General features: G+C 73.7%; 10 protein-coding genes. 5 read left to right on the top strand and 5 right to left on the bottom strand.

The genetic code is table 11. The features are described from left to right. Positions 1–85: 85 nt before the first annotated feature. Together ABZ495_RS29560 and ABZ495_RS29555 are read right to left on the bottom strand one after the other, a co-directional pair. Positions 86–643, bottom strand: a complete 558-nt coding sequence (locus tag ABZ495_RS29560) for a hypothetical protein (protein WP_359838945.1) — start codon at positions 641–643, stop codon at positions 86–88. A 256-nt stretch (positions 644–899) separates the two neighbouring features. Then, positions 900–1,604, bottom strand: coding sequence for a TetR/AcrR family transcriptional regulator (locus tag ABZ495_RS29555; protein WP_359838943.1), 705 nt, complete (start codon positions 1,602–1,604; stop codon positions 900–902). 96 nt (positions 1,605–1,700) lie between these two features. Here ABZ495_RS29555 and ABZ495_RS29550 point away from each other — a divergent pair, with 96 nt between their 5' ends. The 3 genes from ABZ495_RS29550 (at position 1,701) to ABZ495_RS29540 (ending at position 4,616) form a co-directional block, all read left to right on the top strand. Continuing rightward, on the top strand, positions 1,701–2,618 hold the full coding sequence (locus ABZ495_RS29550) for an alpha/beta hydrolase (protein ID WP_359838941.1): 918 nt from the start codon (positions 1,701–1,703) through the stop codon (positions 2,616–2,618). Between the two features lie 294 nt (positions 2,619–2,912). Beyond that, positions 2,913–3,443, top strand: a complete 531-nt coding sequence (locus tag ABZ495_RS29545; protein ID WP_359838939.1) for an HAD domain-containing protein — start codon at positions 2,913–2,915, stop codon at positions 3,441–3,443. Positions 3,444–3,674: 231 nt separating this feature from the next. Continuing rightward, positions 3,675–4,616, top strand: a complete 942-nt coding sequence (locus ABZ495_RS29540) for an ADP-ribosylglycohydrolase family protein (protein WP_359809582.1) — start codon at positions 3,675–3,677, stop codon at positions 4,614–4,616. Positions 4,617–5,118: 502 nt separating this feature from the next. Here ABZ495_RS29540 and ABZ495_RS29535 read toward each other — a convergent pair. Then, the gene (locus ABZ495_RS29535; protein WP_359838937.1) at positions 5,119–6,255 is read right to left on the bottom strand and encodes an ROK family protein; all 1,137 of its coding nucleotides are present in this window, start codon (positions 6,253–6,255) and stop codon (positions 5,119–5,121) included. A gap of 69 nt (positions 6,256–6,324) precedes the next feature. Here ABZ495_RS29535 and ABZ495_RS29530 point away from each other — a divergent pair, with 69 nt between their 5' ends. Continuing rightward, entirely contained in the window at positions 6,325–7,419 is a 1,095-nt protein-coding gene (locus ABZ495_RS29530) for a Gfo/Idh/MocA family oxidoreductase (protein ID WP_359838936.1), read from the top strand. Next, complete coding sequence (locus ABZ495_RS29525; RefSeq protein WP_359838934.1) at positions 7,416–7,907, top strand: heme-degrading domain-containing protein; 492 nt, start codon at positions 7,416–7,418, stop codon at positions 7,905–7,907. Before ABZ495_RS29530 ends, ABZ495_RS29525 begins: the two co-directional genes overlap by 4 nt. A 217-nt stretch (positions 7,908–8,124) precedes the next feature. On the opposite strand, the gene ABZ495_RS29520 is transcribed toward ABZ495_RS29525, so the two are convergent. Continuing rightward, positions 8,125–8,586: a hypothetical protein gene (locus ABZ495_RS29520; protein ID WP_359838932.1), complete on the bottom strand. Its 462-nt coding sequence runs from the start codon at positions 8,584–8,586 to the stop codon at positions 8,125–8,127. Between the two features lie 111 nt (positions 8,587–8,697). Further along, the gene (locus ABZ495_RS29515) at positions 8,698–16,737 is read right to left on the bottom strand and encodes a DNRLRE domain-containing protein (RefSeq protein WP_359838931.1); all 8,040 of its coding nucleotides are present in this window, start codon (positions 16,735–16,737) and stop codon (positions 8,698–8,700) included. Positions 16,738–17,654: the final 917 nt, after the last annotated feature.

Genomic DNA, 17,654 nt, shown 5'->3' with positions numbered 1-17,654 from the left:
CGACAAATCCCAAACAAGACAGCCGAAGCGTCAGTCAGCCGAAGGGTCAGACCCGCCAGCAACATCACCACGAACATCATCACTGTCAGCCGAGCGTCGTGCCGCGCTCGTGGGCCAGCGCCTCCAGGCCGTACCGTGCCACGTGCTCGGCGTTGCCCAGGTCGATCGTCCGGGTGCCCTCGGCGGCCAGCCGCGCGTTGACCTCGTCCAGGTGCTGCTGGACGAGCTGCTTCTCGGCGTCGGTGGTGCGGCCCTTGTGCGGCCTACCGGCGTGCGCCAGGCTGGCGTAGTTGACCCGCTCCCTGGCGCCCGTCGGCACCGCGGCCTGGCTCGGGACGGTCCGGGCCACCCGCTTGGCGCCGCGCAGCACGTCGGCCATCGGAGCGGCCGAGGCAAGCCGGTTGAACGCTTCGGCCTCCAGGACGACCGTCTCCGGCTCCTCGGCGTCCGGGAAGTGCAGCTCGATCGTCACCAGGTCGAGCGCCAGCTCCTCCACCGGGGCCAGCTCTTCCGCCAGCGCCTCGATCTCGACCGGCCCGCCCTCCAGATCGGGGTGCTGGCGCACCACGACGCGCACCAGGTCGCCGTCGTTCTCGACGTGCTTGCCGGTCAGGTCCGAGAACCGAATGATCTTCTGGCCCATGTCCACCTCTCGTGACTGCTGTGATCATCGGAGAGCCTACGCCGGGACCGATCGGTGGCGTCGCCGAACGTTCGGAAGCGCGGGGCAGGTGCGGCGACGGCTCTGCAAGCGGCCCGTGCGCTCGAACGCCGTGGCCTCAGGGGCTCCTGGCTGCCCGACGGGGTCCCCAAGCGGACCGAGCCCGCCGCGGAGTGCCCCATGGGTCAGGCCTCGGGTCTACCGCTGGGTCGTTGAACGCGCGGAAGGTAGGACAAGCTCAGGAGTCGGCCCCCTGCGTGATGAGGCCGGTGAGTACCCGCCGCATGATGCGCTCGAACCGCTGTTGCCCGTCCTCCGCCGGGTCCGCTTCCGACTGCTGAGCCAGGGCCGCTGCGAGGTGCGGGTGCCCGCCGCGGGCCGCCGTCTCGCCGATGTACGCGGCCTGCGCCCCCTGGCGGCTTGTGAGTCCGCGGTCGGTCTGCAACTCGGCGCGGGAGAACTGCTCGGTCAGGGCGTTCAGTACGGCGACGATCTCCATACTGGTCCGGCCGGGCAGCCCGGCGGGGGCGAGCGCCTGGAGCGCGTACTCCAGGAAGTCCATCCCGTTCGGGCCGATCCGGAGGGGCTCCGGGGGGACGTCGACGAGCCAGGGGTGCCGCAGCCGCGCGTCCTTCGCCCGGACCGCGAGGGTGACCAGGTCCTCGATCGGGTCACCGGTCAGCGGGACGTCCAGGCCGATCTCGCCCGCGACCGCGTCCGTCATCAGGTCGAGGAGGTCGTCGCGGGAGCCGAGGTAGCGGTACAGCGACGCCTGGCCGGTGCCGAGTTCCGCGCCGACCTGGCGCATGGACACGGCCGCGAGGCCGCCGCGGTCCGCCAGTCGGACGGCAACCTCGGCCAACTCCGCACGGGTGTGCACGGCGGCGGGCCCGCGTGTGCCGCGCTCCGGCCGGGTCCAGACGATGACGGGCTCCTGGGCCACTCGTGCACCTGCTCTCATCCGTTGTCGTGCTGCTGCCTGTGAGCGCCCCCTATACTAAAACTGCGAACATCGATCGCACTTTATTGGGAGGTCGCCATGTCCGAGTCCACTGCGCACCCGTGGACCCCGGTCCGCTTCGCCGGGAACGGGCCGGTCAAGCTCGCGTACGACCGGCTCACCGAGGGGACCGGCGGGGAGCCGCTGCTGCTGATGACCGGTCTCGGCGTCAACCGGCTCTGGATCCCGGACGGCCTGTGCCACCTGCTCGCCGACGCGGGCTTCGCCGTCGCCCGCTACGACCAGCGCGACGGCGGCGAATCCACCCACCTGCCGCCCGCCGCCACCAGGAACCCCGTCTCCGCGCTGTTCCGCAAGCGCGGCGAGGCCTATACGGCCGAGGACATGGCGGACGACGCGATCGCCGTCATGGACGCGCTGGGCTGGGAATCCGCGCATCTGCTGGGCGTCTCCCTCGGCGGCGCCATCGCCCAGCGCGTGGCCCTGCGGCACCCGGACCGGGTGCGGACCGTGACGACCATGTCCGCGGTTCCCGGCGATGTCGCGGGCCTGAAGACCATGCGGTTCATCCGGATGGGCACCCTCGCGAAGTTCGCCAAGCTGAGGTTCCCCGCTACCCGGGAGGGCGCGATCGCCGCCAGTGTCGAGGTCTCCCGGCTGCTCGCTTCGCGGGCCCGCCCCTTCGACGAGCACGCCGCGAGGGAAGCCGCCGAGCGCACCGCCGACGCGGGCGTCCACGACCAGCAGGCGCAGAGCCGCCAGGTCGGCGCCCAGTGGCACGGCGGGCCGATCAGCGGCATCCGGCGGCCGACACTGGTCCTGCACGGCGCGGACGACCCCCTGATCAAGCCCGCCGCCGCGACGGCGATCGCGTCCCGGATCCCGAACGCTCGCAAGCTGCTGCTGCTGGAGGTCGGCCACGAACTGCCCGAATCGGTCTGGCGCACCATCGCCGGCGAGATCCGCGCCCTGGCCGACCGGGCGGCGCGCAGCTGAGGAGTGCTTCGACGAAGGTCCGGCCATCGGCCTTCGCGAAGGCCTCGAACAGTCGGCCCGTCGGGGCGCCGCCTGCCGAGCCGGTGCCGGGGGAGGTCGCCGAGGCCGTGCTCGGCGCGCTCGGTGCCAACCCCCGCAAGAGCTTCTCGCACGACTGGGACGACGTACGCAAGGAGGCGTGCGACATGGCGCTCACCGCCTTGGTGACGCTCGCCCGTATGGGCGGCGACCCCCCGCCGCTTCTTCGACGAGCACCTGCGCCGGGTCGCTGCGCCACAGGGCTACCGTGCAGCGATGACCAGTTCTGCACAGCGTCCGCTGCTCTTCCTGGATGTCGACGGACCGCTGATCCCGTTCGGGGCCACCGCGCAGGAGCTTCCGGACGGTTATCCGACGTTTCGGACGGCTACCGGACTGCGGGGGGCGGACGCGAATCCGCTCCTGGCCAGGATCGATCCCGCGCATGGGCGCCGCTTGGCGGCGCTGCCGTGCGAACTGGTGTGGGCCACGACCTGGATGGCCGAGGCGAACGAGTACGTCGCACCGCTGATCGGCCTGCCGGAACTGCCGGTGGTGACCTGGCCCGAGCCGACCGACCAGGACGAGCAGGACGAGCAGGACGGCCTGCACTGGAAGACCCGCGCCCTGCTCGACTGGGCGGCCGGCCGCCGTTTCGCCTGGGTCGACGACGAGATCACGGACATCGATCGGGCCTGGATGTCGGCGCACCACGGCGGTCGGGCCCTTCTCCACCGCGTCGACCCCCGGCGGGGTCTGACCGAGGCCGACTACGCCGTGCTCGACCACTGGCTGCGCGAGGCCTGAGGCAGACCCCTGCCCGGGCGGCCGGTGCTGTCCGGGCGCTCGTGGACGGGCCGGGCTTCGCTCGGCCACTGGGTCGTCAAGTCGGCACGAGGCGGCAGGGCGGCGAGGGCGCGGTGCTGCCGGGACCGCGTCGGCGACGGCGACGGGTTGGGAACCGGCAGGCACCGGCCGCTGGTGCCGCCGCTCGGAAACCGGCTGCGGCAGGACCGAGGAGGCTGTCAGGATGCCGGGATGACGACCATCTCCGCTGCTCGCGACTCGTTGGAAGGTTTGGCCCTGGGGGACGGATTCGGGGAGCGCTGGTTCCCCCTCTTCCGCTCGCCCAAGGAGGCGTTCGAACAGATCCGGGCCCGGCGCACCCCGGAGGAGGGGCCCTGGCACTGGACCGACGACACCGCGATGGCGCTGTCGGTCTACGGGATCCTGACCGCCTTCGACGCGGTCCACCAGGAGCGGCTCGCCGAGGCCTTCGCGGCCGCCTACCGGGCGGACCAGGGGCGCGGGTACGGGTACGGCATGCACGTGCTGCTGCCCGAACTCGGCGCGGACCCGGCGAGTTGGCGTACCGCCGCACGGGCGCTGTTCGACGGCCAGGGCAGCCTCGGCAACGGCGCGGCGATGCGGGTGGCTCCGCTGGGCGCCTGGTTCTGCGCCGACCTGGACGAGGCGGCCGAGCAGGCGGCGCTGTCCGCCGAGGTCACCCACGCACATCCGGAGGGCGTGGCCGGCGCGGTGGCCGTGGCCCTGGGAGCGGCCCTCGCCGCGCGTGGCCGCTCCGGGACGGCGCCCGGCGGCGCGGACCTGCTGGCCGAGGTCGCGGACCGCACCCCGGCGGGCGCCGTTCGCGACGGGCTGCGCCGGGCCGCCGGGCTGCCCGCCGCCACCGAGCCCTGGCGCGCCGCCGACCTGCTCGGCAACGGGCAGCGGGTCCGGGCGAGCGACACCGTCCCGTTCGCCCTGTGGTCCGCCGCGCATCACCTGGACAGCCTGGCCGACGCCCTCTGGACCACGGCGGAGGGCCTGGGCGACGTGGACACCACCTGCGCCATCACCGGCGGCGTCGTCGCCGCCCGCACCGGTCTGGCGGATGTGCCGCAGGCCTGGCTGGCCTGCCGCGAGCCACTGCCCGCCTGGGTCGCCGAGGCGGAGTCGGAGTCGGAGGACCGGGCCTGACCCTGCGTGGGTTCGGGCCCGGTCCCGGCGATCGCCGGGACCGGGCCCCGGAGCGCCGGAGGACCACTGGCACCCGGATACCGCCGAACCCGTCGAACGTCGGCACCGCCTCGCCCGGCGGAGATGAGGGCAGCCGGTCAGGAGGTCGGTGATGAGCCGGTACGCGGTGCGGGCGGCGAGGTGGAGGGCGTGCTGGGGGACGGGGCTGCCGGTTTCGAGTCCTTCGCGGGCGCGGATGCGGCGCTCGGACCAGGTGAGAGTTTCGGGGGTGATGCGGGGGCCGTCGCGCGCGGGCGGGTGACGGTTGCCGTTCGGGGCCGCGACGACGCCACGGATCTGGGCGGTGAGTGCCGGTCCGGTGGCGATCAGTCCGAGGCCGGGGTTTCCGCCGTGGCCGCGGTGAGCCGGGACACGGCGACGGCGCCCTGCGGGGGGCCACGGCTGACGCAGGAGGTCGTGGCCGCCGCCGGCCGCCATGAGCCACTGCGGCCAGCCCAGGCCGTCAGGTCCGGCGGCCGAAGAGTGGGCCGAGGACGAGTTCGGCGGCGCCGGCGGCGACGGCGAGGCGGCCGGCGGTGCTGACGGAGACCGGGACGGGCTGCCAGTCGGGGACCGGGATCCGGGACTCGAGCTGTGCGGTGACGCCGGCGAGGTAGACGTCGGGGGCGGACAGGACGGCCCGCCCGCCGAGCACCACCCGGTCGATGTCGAGCAGTCGGACGAGGTTGGCGACGCCGACGCCGAGCAGTCGGGCCGCGGCGGCGTGGTCGCCGCGGCGCAGCTCGGCGAGGCAGAGCACCTCCAGGCAGCCGCGGTTGCCGCAGTCGCAGGGCGGTCCGTCGAGCTGGACGGTCTGGTGGCCGAACTCGCCGGCGTTGGTGCGGGTGCCGCGGTGCAGGGTCCCGTCGAGGAGCAGGCCCGCGCCGAGGCCGGCGGAGAGGTGGACGTAGGCGAGACCGCCACCGGGTCGCGGGGTGGTCGGGGCCTCGGCCAGGGCGGCGGTGTTGGTGTCCTTGTCGACGACGACGGGCAGGCCGTCCAGCCGGGCGGCGAGTTCGTCGCGCAGCGGGTAGCGGTCCCAGCCCGGGGGGTCCCGGGCGTCGAGGGGGGTGAACCAGTGCAGGACGCCGGCGGCGTGGTCGAGCGGTCCGCGGCAGCCGATGCCGGCCCCGAGCAGGCGGGCGCCCGGCGGCAGGTCGGCGGCGGCCCGGTGGATCCGCGCGGTGACGAGGCGGACGGCGTCGGCGGGGGTGAGGCCCCGCTCGACGGGTTCGGTGCGGACGTGGTGGTGGCGGCCCGCGAGGTCGACCAGCAGGACGGTGAGCTCGTCGCGTTCCAGGTGGACGCCGACGGCGCAGGCGGCTTCGGCGCGCAGCCGGAGCAGGGTGCGGGGCTTGCCGCCGGTGGAGGCCGCCTGGCCGGCTTCGACGATCATGCCTTCGACGAGCAGCCGGGCGGTGATCTTGCCGATGGCCTGCGGGGTGAGGCCGGTCCGGGCGGCGAGTTCGACGCGGCTGCCGCCCTGCGGGGCGGCCCGGAGCAGGCCGAGGACGAGGGCGGCGTTGTGGTCGCGCAGTCCGGCCAGGTTGGTGCCGGCCGGTCGGTGGTGGCCGGCCGGGCCGGGGGGCGGCGTCGTCATGGGCTCATTCTGCCTGGGGCCGGGCGGTGGGGCTTGCACTTAGGAAACACCGTTGTTTAACTGGTTCGCATGACCTTCGAGAGCACCCCCGGTCCCGGGCACCCCGCCCTCCGCGTCGGACTGGTCGGCTACGGCCTGGCCGGAGCGGCCTTCCACGCCCCGCTGATCGCCGCCACGCCCGGGCTCCGCCTGGACGCCGTGGTCACGTCCGCGCCCGAGCGGCGCGAGCAGCTGCGCCAGGACCACCCGCAGGCCCGCGTCGTGGACAGCGCCGAGCAGCTGCTGGCCGCTCCCTGCGCTCTCGACCTGCTGGTCGTCGCCTCCCCCAACCGCAGCCACGTGCCGCTCGCCCGGGCCGCCCTGGAGGCCGGGCTGCCCGTCGTGGTGGACAAGCCGCTCGCCGCCACCGCGGCCGAGGCGGCCGGCCTGGTCGAGCTCGCCGAGGCCTGCGGCCTGCTGCTCACCGTCTTCCAGAACCGCCGCTGGGACACCGACTTCCGCACCGTCCGGCAGCTGGTCGACACCGGCGCGCTCGGCACCGTGCACCGCTACGAGTCCCGCTTCGAGCGCTGGCGGCCGGAGCTGAAGGAGGGCTGGCGCGAGTCCGCCGACCCGGTCGACGCCGGCGGCATCCTCTACGATCTGGGCAGCCACCTGGTCGACCAGGCGCTCACCCTCTTCGGCCCGGCCGTCCAGGTGTACGCCGAGGTGGACGTCCGCCGCGCCGGCGCTGCCGTGGACGACGACGCCTTCGTGGCGCTGACCCACGCCGGCGGGGTCCGCTCCCACCTGTGGATGAGCGCGCTCGCCGGCCGGCTCGGACCGCGCCTGCGCGTCCTGGGCGACCGCTCCGCGTACACCGTGGACGGCATGGACCCGCAGGAGGACGCGCTGCGCGCCGGACAGCGCCCGGGCCCGGGCTGGGGCGAGGTGCCCGCGTCGGGGTACGGCCTGCTCGGCACCACCGACGGCGCCGCCGGGTACCCCTCGCTCCCCGGCGACTACCCCTCCTTCTACGCCGGGGTGGTCCGCTCGCTGCGCGAGGGCGGGCCCGCGCCGGTCGACCCGCGCGACGCCGTCGCGGCGCTGACCGTCCTGGAGGCCGCCCGCCGCTCGGCCGCCGAGGGCCGCACCGTCACCCTGACCGAGAGGGTCGCCCGATGACCCCCGACGAGGCCGCGGCCCTGATCCAGCGGGTCGAGGACGAGGAACGCCGTCTGCGCCTGCCGCACTTCGACAACGACGACGCCTGGCTGCTCGGCACCCTGCTGGTCGGCCTGGCGCGCGCCGAGGAGGCGCCCGTGGTGGTGGACATCCGGCGCAACGGCCAGCAGCTCTTCCACTACGCGCTGCCGGGCAGTTCGGCCGACAACGACGCCTGGATCCTGCGCAAGGCCCGCACGGTGGACCGCTACGGCTGCTCCTCCTACCTGGTCGGCCTGCGCTTCGCGGCCAAGGGCCGGACCTTCGAGGAGGACTCCCGGCTCGACCCCGACACCTACGCCGCCCACGGCGGCGCCTTCCCGATCCACGTGGAGGGCGTCGGGGTGGTCGGCACGGTGGCCGTCTCCGGCCTCCCCCAGGCCGAGGACCACCGCCTGGTCGTCACCGCCCTCGAACGGCACCTGGACCGGCGCCTCGAAACCGTCTGACCCGCCGCCGGCCGCCCACCGCCCCGGCGAGGCGGCGGGCGGCGGGGGGCCTGGACCTGGAGGGGGTCCGGCCCCCGCCGGCCTGCTCACCCGGCGACCGAGTCCGAGGCCGGAGGCCGTTGATCGTGGCGCCGCACGGGGAGGACCCGCCGTCCCGGTGGCGGTTGCCGGCGATCGTCGCGGGTTCCACGGGCCGGAAGGCCCGCGGCCGGCGCCGTCACCCGCCGGCGGCGGCCTCCCGGAGGCGGCGGATCTCGGGGTTGCGGCGCAGGTCGGGGAAGCGCTCGCAGAGGCCGCGCACCACCTCGCCGAGGAAGGCCCGGGTGGCGGCCTCGAACTCGGCGTACTCCGCGCTGCCCTTGCCGTCCCGCTCCCGGTGGATCCGGACGGTCTCCTTGCCGCCCCGGCGTTCGAAGCGGTACTCACCGGCGCCCCCGGCGGCCGAGTAGCGGGCGCGCCCGGCTCCCGCCAGCTCCCCGGCCGCGGTGAACAGGCCGAGTGCGAGGTCCAGGACCGGCCCGGTGCCGCTGAAGTCGGCGCCCTCGACGCGGAAGGTGTAGGGGCCCCGGAACGCCTCGCAGGTGAGGTCGTAGAGGTCCGCCGAGGCGAAGTCCATGGTGCCGCGGGGCCCGCGGTCGGCGCCGCCGGTGTCGGCGGCGGAGAAGGACAGTTCGATCATGATGCTCACATTCTCGCAGGTGGGCGGGACGGCGGATCGCCGGGGGCTGATGCTCCAGCCCCCGGCGATCCGGGTCTCACGGTCGGGACCGTTCGGTCGGTGCGACCCCGGTCAGTACGGGTGCGCCGTCCTGGCCGTCCTCCGTCCCTTGTGCTGCTTCACGACGACGCGCAGCCGCGTGGTGTGCCGGCCGTTGCCGTCCCGGCCGATGATCCGGCCGAAGTCGTGCTCGTAGATCCGGCCGTCGCGGCCACCGGTGTTGGCCCGGCTCTTGCCCTTCTTGATCGTGGTGTGGATCAGGTACTTGACCTCGCGGACGTTGCGCGAGCGGAACCGGCTCTTGCCCGCCACGCGGGACTTCGCGCCGTGCCCGCCGAGGATGTGCGGCAGGTCGATGTGGCACGCGTTCTTGTTGTGCGCGACGACCCAGTCGTCACCGACCCGCACGCTGTAGGTGTGCTGGTCGCCGATGGTGAGGTTGACGACCAGCTGGTCGGCGATCTCGCCCCGGTCGGTGACCCGGGTGACCGGGACCGGGGTGCCGGCCGGCGTCACCAGGGAGTCGCCGACCCGCACCTGCGCGGCGTCGGTCCAGCCCTTGCCGCTCACCCAGACCGGGTGCTCGGCGGTGACCCGCAGCGCGGCCGCGGTGTCCGGGTCCCCGGTCGCGCTCGCCGTCGCCGTCGACGGATCCGCCGTCGCGGTCTCGATGTCGACCAGGTGCTTGGTGCCGTACCCGTAGATCACCGACAGCACCGGCTCCGACCGGGTCTGACCGGTCGCCGGGTCGGTGGAGAGCACCAGGTCGCCGACCTGGACCTCACCGATCGGCAGCTGCCCGCCGTCGCCCATCAGCACCGGGGTGCCCGGGTCGAAGGAGTTGCAGCCGGTCCGGCGGAACACCGAGCGGACCCGGGAGGAGACGCGCCGTACGCGCGCCGCGCCCCGCGAGTAGCGGGCGGCCGCGAAGCCGGCCCGGACCGCCGTGTTGCCGCCGACCAGGCCGGCCGCCGCGGTGATGCTCATCTCGGCGGCCTTGCGCCAGTTGCCGGTCGCCGCGTACGAGACGGCGGAGACGGCGGCCGCGGCGGAGCCGATCGGGCCCGGGATGTACGACGCGACCTCGGCGACCTTGGCCACCACGTGCACGGTCTTCTTCAGCCACTTGGGCATGCCCCAGTGGCCGTCGAGGTCCGTGCAGTTGACCGGGTCGCCGGTGCAGTAGTCGTACGCGCCGGCGTTGCCGCCGGGCTCCGGGTCGACCTGGAGGAAGCGGCCCAGCGCCGGGCTGTAGAGGCGGGCACCCATGAGGATGTCGCCGTCCTGGGCCTCGGCGGAGCGCTGCTTGCCGCCCAGCCAGCCGTACCGCGCGGCGGCCTGGCCGTCCTGCGGGATGCCGAACTCGTCGAAGTCCAGCACGACCGGCTTGGTGAGCGCCGGGTCGGTCGTCAGCACGACGGAGCCGAACAGGTCGGTCAGTTGGAGCTGGACGTCACCGGTCCGGCTCGTGGTGGCCACCAGGTCGGTGTCCGGGCCCGATACGTTGCGGGTCACGGTGCCCTGGGTGGTGTCCTCGACGACCCAGCGGACCTCGTCGGAGTCGTCGCCGTAGTGGTTGAGCTTCGACGTGGCGTTGGCCCACGAGCCGTCGGTCTGCTTCTTGGCCGTGGTGAACGCGGTGAGGCGGTGGGCGGCGTCCTGGGCCCACTGCTGCCTGGTGTCCCCCTTCTCCTGGGCGGCGACCTTGTCGTTGGCCCAGTAGGTGTTGGTCGCGCCGGTCGCGGTGCGCACCGTCCGCCCGAAGGCGTCGTACCCGAAGCCGGGGTCGGTGAGCCGGTCGGCGGAGTCGTAGCCGTGGTTCTCGACGGTGGCCCCGGTCGTGCCGCAGGTGCCGTCGAGGGCCGAGGGCAGGGTGGTCTTCGACAGCCGGTTGGAGTGGGCGTCGAAGGCGTACTGCCGGGTCACGCAGCCGGTCGTGGTGGTCGACTGCTGGGCCTTCACCAGTCGGCCGAGCCGGTCGTAGCGGTAGGTGCGGGTGGCGGTGGAGCTGGTGTCCCTGGCCACCTGGCCCTGGGTGGAGACGTCGCTGGTCTGGGCCCAGACCACGGCGTTGTCGGAGGTGCGGGTGTAGGTGCGGCCGGTGGCCTCGCCGACCGCGTTGAAGGTGTCCCTGCGGACGATCCCGCCGGGATAGGTCTGCTCGACCAGTTGGCCGTCCGGACCGTAGGCGGCGGTGAACTCGCCGGCCGTGCTGTCGTTGACCGAGGTGACCAGGCCGCGCGGCTCCTTCGCGCGGTCGTAGGTGTAGGTGGTGGACCCGGTCGGGTCGGCGACCTTCACCGGCTTGCCGAAGGCGTCGAACTCCGTGGTGGTGGTGCCGCCGTCGGCGTCCGTGTAGGAGACCAGCCGGCCCAGCTGGTCCATGACCCGGGTCAGCGACTTGCCGTCGGCCGTGGTCCGCACCGCGTCACCCGTGGCCGGGTCGTACTCGGTGGTGACCTTCGGCATCGCCACGCCCTCGTCCGAGGTGATCTCGGTCGAGGTGATCCGGTCGGCGCCGTCGTAACCGACGACCGTCCTGCGCGACTTGCCCGCGTTGGTCTCGGTGGTCTCCTCGGGCTCGCCGAACGGCGAGTACCGGGTGACCCGCTTGACGGGCAGGGTGGTCGGCATCCGGGTGCCGTCGGCATCGGTGACCGCGCCGCCGGGCAGCGTGGCGCACGGGCTGCCCGCCCATTCGGGGCGGTTGGCGCAGGCGGGGTCCTCCGGGTTGGCACCGGCGGTGTAGAACACCGACCTGACCGTCCCGGCGTCGCCGCCCGTCGAACCCGGCTTGCGCGACTCCACGGCGCGGCCGGCGGCGTCGTACCGGATGGTCGCCGTCAGCTTGGCGCCGAGCGCGTCGGTGGTCACCGAGGTGGCCGCCTTCAGCGTCCAGCCGGCGGTGCCGCCGATCGGGGCGTCGTAGCCCGTCCTGGTGACCCGCAGCTCGACGTCGTCGGCGTAGCCGTCGATCCGGGCGCCGTCGGTGCTGGTGGTGACCAGGTGGTAGGCCTTGCCGTCGGGCTTGCCCTCGTCGTAGGTGTTGGTGTTGTGGTCCCGCGCCACGACCGGCGTGCCGGCGGCGAGCGTGGGGTTGAGCGTGGTCTTGGTCAGGGTGACCCGGTCCAGACCCGCCTGGTAGGAGGGCGCGACGGCCGCCGGGTTCTTCCCGGTGACGGTGAGCCGCAGCTCGTGGTCGCCGCGGGCGAGCCGGCCGGTCGGACCGGCGGCGAACGGGGTGGTGGTGACCGCCGCGCTGTAGCCGTCGAAGGGGGCACCGACGTTCTGGCCGTCGACCGACAGCTGGACGATGCCGTAGTCGGCCGCCTTGGTCAGCAGCGCGCCGAGCTGGTACGTGCCCTCCTCGGGGACCGAGACCCGGAAGGAGGCGTTGTCCCCGACCGCGTCGGCGGCGAGGAACACCTGGCCGCCGCCGGACCAGCCGGCCCCGGCGCAGCAGGTGGCCAGGGTCTGGACGCGCACCGGGTCGGTGGCGCCCAGCTGGACCAGGCTCTCGCCCTCGGCCGTGACGGTGACGGGTGCGGTCTGGCCGTCGACCTGCTCGGCGAGCGAGGCGCGGTAGACCGGTCCGAGCGTCTCGGTGACGTCGAGGCCGTCCGGCGTGTAGAGGGTCCGGGAGTCCAGCAGACGGGCCCGGGACGCGGAGTCGGCGGGCAGGTTCAGCTCGGCCGCGAGGCGTTCGGTGTCCGGGTGGGTGCCGAGCGCGATGGCGCGGTTGGTGGCCTCCAGGGTGCGGACGGCGTGACCGTAGCGGTCGTACTCGGTGGTGTCGATGTCGCCGCCGGGGGTGGTCGACGGCGTCGCCGTGTTGACCTCGTTGCCGGAGGCGTTCAGGTAGTGGACGACGGCCGGCCGGTAGCCGTCCGGTCCGGGCCTGGCCGCCGTGGCGGTGCCGGTGCCCGGGTCGTCCTCGGGGCCGTAGACGGCGGTGGCGTCGGTCGGCGCGTCGGTCTGGGCCCAGGCGGCCACGTCCGGGCCGCCCAGGTCGTACGGACCGCCCGTGGCGCGCGTCAGCGGCACGTCGTAGACGACCTTGCTCGCGGTCTCACCGCTGACCTGGTCCTTGCTGCCCCTGGCCAGGGCCGCGCGACGGACCTTCAGCAGGCGTCCCGGGTCCTGGTCCGCGGCGGCCCTGCCGTAGTCGAGGTTCCACGGCAGCTCGCCCGCGGGGGTGATCCGGGTGACCCGCCCCGCGTCGTCGTAGTCGTAGGCGGTCTTCAGCGGCTGGGCCAGGCGCGGGTCCCAGACCTGGGCCAGGCGGCCGCGCTCGTCGTAGACGTAGTGCGCGACCTCGACCGCCTCCTGCTTGGCGGTCACCGGGTTCCAGGACCAGACCTTCACCGACCGGATCCGGTCGGTGAAGTCACCCGGGGCCGCGGCCGTCGCGGTGGTGGCGGACGCGTAGTCGTAGTCGGTGACCTCGCAGCCGCGCGGCAGCGGGTCGACGGTGCAGCCGTTCGCGTCGTCGACACCGGGCTCGACCGGGGCGATCACCCGCTTGACGAGCGAGCGCCGGTCGGTGGAGTCGTAGACGTAGCGGGCGGTGGACCCGGCGTCCGGCCCGGTGGAGGACTGGACGCTGTACACGTCCGAGCCGGCCTGGCGGGCGAACACCGTGGCGGACCCGTCCAGTTCGGACAGCGTGTAGGTGTCGCCGGTCGCCTTCAGGACGAGGTGCTCGGCGCCCGGCTCGGGGAAGAGCGTGCCGTCCTGCGCCCGCGCGAAGGTGAGCGAGGTGTCGTCGACGCCCTTGAGGACGGCGGCGTCCGCGCTCGGGAAGGCCAGCGACACGTAGTCGGCGGACTCGCCGTGCGCCCCGCCGGCCCACTGCGGGCCGAACGGCGCGACCAGTTCGCGCACCGACATGCCGTCGAAGTAGACCGGCTTGTCGGCGTTGTCCGAGTGCCCGTTGTAGAGCCGGATCTGCGCCTCGGTGGCGTCCGCGGCGAGCGTGACGTCGGTGGTCAGTTCGGCCCAGGCGTCGGTGTACGGCGCCTTGCGGGAGACGGTCGTGGTCAGCGCGCCGGCCTTGCCGTGGACGGCCACGATCCGCATGCCGCGGTCGTCGAGGCCCGCGGTCAGACCGGTCGAGGAGGGCACGTACACCCAGGCCTTGACCCGGTAGGTGTGGCCGGGCTTCATGCCCAGCTGGAGGCCGCCCGAGCCGCCGAGCAGCGCGTAGGTGTCACCGCTGCGGTTGGCGTCCGGCAGGACCTTCAGCGAGTCGGTCGAGCCGCCCTGGCCCCGGTCGGTGGCCCGCACGGCGGTGCCCGGGGTGGCCAGGAAGCCGGTGGTGTCGGTGGAGACCTGCTGCTGGTTGGCGGTCAGCCGCTCGCCCTGTTCCTGCCAGCCGCGGGTCGTGCCGCGGGAGGAGGAGGAACGCGTGGTGGTCATGCCGAACTCGTCGGTGTCGGTGACGTCCACCGAGTAGTCACCGGTGAGCAGGTTGACGGAGCCGGGGCCGACCTCGACGCCGGTGGCGCCGTCGGCGTTGGCGTCGGCGGTGAAGGTGGACCAGGCCGTCGGGTAGGCCGGGTCGCTGTCCTGGTCCGTGTAGAGCAGCGCGCGGACCTGTACGACGCCGCCGATCTGCCCCAGCGACTCCAGCACCGACCAGTTGGCGTGACCTCCGAGTTCGGCGAGCCGCGGCCGGGTGCCGGCGGTCGGGGTGTTGTCGGCCTTGGTGAGGTGGGCCGCAGGGATGTCGTACTCGGTGGCGCCGGGGCCGCGGCGGTACTGCCAGGTGACCCGGGTGTACTGGGTCTGGGCGTCGACCGCGAGCTTGACGCGCTTGGCGGTCTCGGAGCCGTCGACCGGGGAGCTGACGCCGGCCCGGCCGACCCGGAAGGTGTGGACGGCCGGGTCGGAGAGGTTGTCCGCCCGGTCCTTGGTCTGCACCTTGAGGGTGTGCGTGCCGTCGGTGGGCGGGGTGATCGACGCGGTGGTCGGACCGGTCGCGTCGACCGTCACCGGTGCCTTGCCGTCCAAGGTGTAGACGTAGCCGACCACGTCGTCGGTGCCGGCCGGCGGGGTGAGGGTGAACCGTCCGGTCTGGCCGGCGGCGCCGTGCCACACCTCGTCGGCGGGGTAGTCGGCGGAGGTGACGAACGGCGCGCCCGGCCGGGTGGTGTCGGCGACGACGACCACGTCCTGCGGGGCCCACGGCGAGTTGTCGGTGCCGTCCCAGAGCCGGGCGCCCATCGAGTACTGCACGCCCTCGTCGAGCTTGGCGAGGCCGAAGTCGGCCGGCTTCACCTGGGCGTAGCTGCCGTTCGGGACCTCCTTGTACACGCGCTTGACGAGGACGCCGGCGCGGTAGAGGTCGAAGTCGGCGCCGACCTTGCCGCCGCTGTCCGGGTCACTGGCCAGGACCTGGAAGGTCGGGGTGGCCGAGGAGGTGAAGCGGGGGTTGCCCTGGCGGGCCGGGAACACGTCGACCGCCGGCGGCGCCGCGGGGACGGTGTTGTAGGTCACCGACAGGAACGGCGGGTGGCCGCCCTGGGAGGAGTCGAAGCGCTTCCACGAGTACGGGCTGGTCTCGGTGGAGGCGCGCAGGCCGAGGGCGTTGTTGGCGTAGCCGTTGTCGGACCAGGCGGTGACCAGCGAGGTGACGTCCTGGGCGACCCAGGCGTCGCCGCAGCCGGCGTTCTCGTTGCCCTTGGTGGCGTTGCTGACCGCCCACTGCTTGTTCCAGTTGGGCTGGTTGGTCCACCGGGAGCCGGTGGAGGCGAGGCCGGTGTCCCAGACCTCCCAGGACCAGGGCTCGCAGGACCACGAGTGGGTGTTGTACAGGTTCAGCTTCGCCGAGAGGATGTGCTTGCCGTGGTACGGACCCTCGGGGAAGTGCAGGAAGGAGCGGGCGACCTGGCCGCTGCCGTTGTTGCCGAGCTTCAGCTCGGTGGCGGACGACTGGTCGGTGGTCCAGCCCTGCTGGACGAAGGTGTCGAAGGAGGCGCCGACGGTGAGCGCCGGGTCGATCGTCACCGGGTAGCTGGTCGCCGGGTCGCCGAGGAAGCCGGCGTCCGGGGTGAAGACCAGCTCGGCCTCCGCGCCGGCACCGCGCAGCTCCATCGCGACGGGCGCGCGGCGGTTGTGCTCCAGCGACTGCGGGTCGACCGCCGCGTCCCACATCACGGGGGCGGGGATCTTCGCCTGCACCTTGCCGGACGGACGCTCGGTCAGCTCGATCGAGCCGTCGTCCTTGCGGTCGACGTCCAGGCCGCTGGTGTCGATCGGCAGCACGACGGTGCCGGCCTGGGAGACGGCCGAGCGGTCCTTGACGATCAGGTACTGCTCGAAGCCGGTCCGGGTGGCCTCCAGGACGAGGTCCACTCCGGGGCGGGCGTCGACGTAGGTGGCCCGGCTGCCGTCGAGCCTGGGCTTGGGCAGGCGGCCGAGCCAGCCGAGCTGCACCTGCTGCTCGCCGGCGCCGATCTTGACCAGCTCGCGCTCGGCGGGCTTCTCGGCGGCGGGGTTGGGCGCGGCGGCAGCGGGGGCCGAGTCGGCGGGCTTGGCGAAGGCGGAGCCGGGGCCGGGCGCAGTGGGCAGCTGCGGCCGGGCCTCGTCGCGGCCGGCCCGGGCGTCGGCCGCGGCCGCGTGCGCGGGGGCTTCGGCGGCGGGGGTGCCGGCGGCGGGTATACCGGTCCCGGGCGCGCCGGCGGGCGGGGCGACGGCGTCACCGGTGCGCACGCCGGGGTCGCCACCGGTGAAGGTCAGGCCCTCCGGGTGGACCTTCGGCGCGACCTTGCCGTCCGGGGTCTCCACCAGCGTGGTGTCGACCGGGACCCAGGCGTCGCCGACCTTGACCCGGACCGGTCCGGTCGCGGTGTCCTGGGTCAGCGTCCCCGCGGGGTCGGCCCAGAGCGTGGTGGTGGCGGTCCGGGCGCCGGTCACCTCGACCCGGTGGCCGTTCAGCCGGGCGGCGAGCAGGGCGGAGGCCGCGTCGGGGGCCTCGTTGACGGGTGCGGTGGCCGTGGCCTTGGGGTCGGTCGCGGGTGCGGCGTAGGCGGAGTCGGCGGTCAGCGCATCGAGCGCGACCCCCGTCTCCACCAGTAGCGCGAGCGCCGCCAGAACGGCTGTCCGCCGCATCCGGCGCGTAGTGAAGGCCCCGCCCCCAAAAACGGGCGGGGCCTGCTTCCTCGATGGCAAGAGAGTTTTCTCCACGAATAGTGATGGCAAAGAAGTCGTGCCACACCAAGATCGCAGAGCGGCTGACCGGGAATCCCCGGATCCGGATATCGAATCGGCAAAGATTGGCCGACCGATGCCCACTTTGCCCCGATATTACATAAAATGCTGACTGCATGTCAGTTGGCCGGGAAAGGAGACGCTTTGCTCGCCGACGCCCGACCCGCACCCCCGCAGATCGGCGGGGGTCGTCGATCATGATTTGACGGCAGACGATCATGTTGTGGATAGTCATTTCCGGGCCGACCGGGGGCGATGCCGACTCCCGCTCGGACGCGCTACGAGCACGGGGGTGGGATGCGATGTCCGAAGGCCCTGGGGATGGCGCCTTCGGCGGCACCGCGGTCGTCCCGTCGACGGCCACCTGCGCCGAAGGCGGGCAGATCGCGGCCGGCGGGACGTCCTTCCCGCAGGTCGGCGCGGACCGGGTCGCGTTCCGGGTCGCGTTCCGGGGCGGCGACGTCCCCTCGCCCCCGCGTCCGTTCGATCCGGCCGACACCGTGGACCACCTCGGCGGCGCACGATTCGCCGGGAAACCCGCGTCCGGTTATCACGGGCCGGCCGGGAGCGGTCGGGCCATGCTCCGGAATCATCGCGACTACGACATCCGGATTGACCCACCGAATATCCCGCCCGCTACGGCGGCGGAGAAACGCACGGCATTCCTCGACGCCCCCGGATCGAATCGCCAGGCGGCCGGCTGGTCAATTCCGGCGGGTACGATCCGCAACCGGATCCGGACGAGGCTAACGTCCTTTCTTCTCCGCGGAGTTTCCGGTCCGGCAGTACCCGCGCCGGTCGAACGGCACGCCTTGGAC

Origin of the sequence: Kitasatospora sp. NPDC005748, assembly GCF_040630735.1 — a bacterium.
GTDB lineage: Bacteria > Actinomycetota > Actinomycetes > Streptomycetales > Streptomycetaceae > Kitasatospora.
Note: the sequence above shows the minus strand (reverse complement) of the source record. Positions and strands in the feature narration are given on the sequence as shown.